Below are 1,230 nucleotides of genomic sequence, written 5' to 3' on the forward strand. Positions count from 1 at the left end.
TGGAGCTGTGCGTAGATGTGATCAAGGGACAGGCATCCAGTCGGTGAAGAAGCGCGTGCGCTCCAGCGCCGGCGCGATCTGCCGCAGGGTCGCCGGCGCCTTCCAGGCCGCGCCGGCCAGCACGGCCGGCGTCACCGGGTCGAGCGCGTTGTAGCAGCCGCCATAGCCGCGCACCGCCTCCTCGGAAAGGCCATAGGCCATGGTGATCCGGGCCGGCACCCCCGTCTCGCCGACATGCAGCGCCGCCGCGGCGCTGCCGAACAGGTCCGCCAGCCGGCCCAGCGCCTCGGGCCAGCGCTCCGGCGCCATGCCGGCCTCGTAGATCAGTCCGATCACGGTGGAGACCGGATCCTCGGCCGGCGCCGCCAACGGCAGCAGGGGGGACCGGCTGACCTGGGCACCGGCCTCCGGAGTCGTCCGAACGGATGACGCTTGGCCTTCCAGCATGGTCTATCCTCCCGGCCAGGCTGGCTCCGCCCGGCATATGGCTGATTCGTCTGAGGACATCCTGCCGGGCACGGGCCCGCCGGGCTGTGCGGCAGGTCACACCGCTCATCGGCCGCCGCTTTTTCCCCGGGATGGCGTTCGTCAACGCACGGAAATGCCGCACTGCCCCGCCGACACGCTCCCGGACCGCCGACACGCCTTCACCAAGACGCTGAATCCGTTAGGCTGCGGCAGGATCATGGGCGGAATTCAGCATGGATGACGTGCTCCGGTGGCTGCAGTCGGTGGGCCTTGCCCAGTACGCGCCGGACTTCGCCCAGCACGGGATCAGCCTGTCCGATCTGCCGGAGCTCAGCGAGGCGGACCTGCGCGAGCTGGGCCTGCCGATCGGCGCCCGCAAGCAGCTCCGCCGGGCGCTGCGGACCCGGGGCGCCCGCAGCGGTGCCGAGCGCCGGCCGCTTTCCGTGCTGTTCCTCGACCTGGTCGGCTCCTCCCGCCTCGCGGAGCTGCTGGAGCCCGAGGACCTGATGCGGATCATGCAGCGCTACCGCGAGGCCTGCGCCGGCCCGGTCGCGCGCTATGACGGGCGCATCGCGCAGTTCCTGGGCGATGGCGTGCTCGCCTATTTCGGCTTCCCCGCTGCGCATGAGGACGACCCGGAACGCGCCGTCCGCGCCGCGCTGGAAGCCGTGGAGACGGTGCGGCGGCTGCGCGTGCCGCTGCCGAACCTGCCGTCGGGGCAGGAGCCGCTGCGCGCCCGGGCCGGGATCGCCACGGGACAGG

General features: G+C 72.4%; 1 protein-coding gene and 1 pseudogene. One reads left to right on the forward strand and one right to left on the reverse strand.

Going from position 1 to position 1,230, the window contains the following annotated elements; translation table 11 throughout:
* Positions 1–21: 21 nt before the first annotated feature.
* Positions 22–447 (reverse strand): hypothetical protein, encoded by a 426-nt coding sequence (locus tag ROTAS13_RS24710; RefSeq protein WP_075823683.1) that lies wholly within the window; start codon positions 445–447, stop codon positions 22–24.
* A 254-nt stretch (positions 448–701) separates the two neighbouring features.
* Here ROTAS13_RS24710 and ROTAS13_RS24715 point away from each other — a divergent pair.
* Positions 702–1,230, forward strand: a pseudogene (locus ROTAS13_RS24715) (adenylate/guanylate cyclase domain-containing protein); the annotation flags it as partial.

This window comes from Roseomonas sp. TAS13 (assembly GCF_001950415.1).
Taxonomy (GTDB): Bacteria; Pseudomonadota; Alphaproteobacteria; order Acetobacterales; family Acetobacteraceae; genus Roseomonas; species Roseomonas mucosa.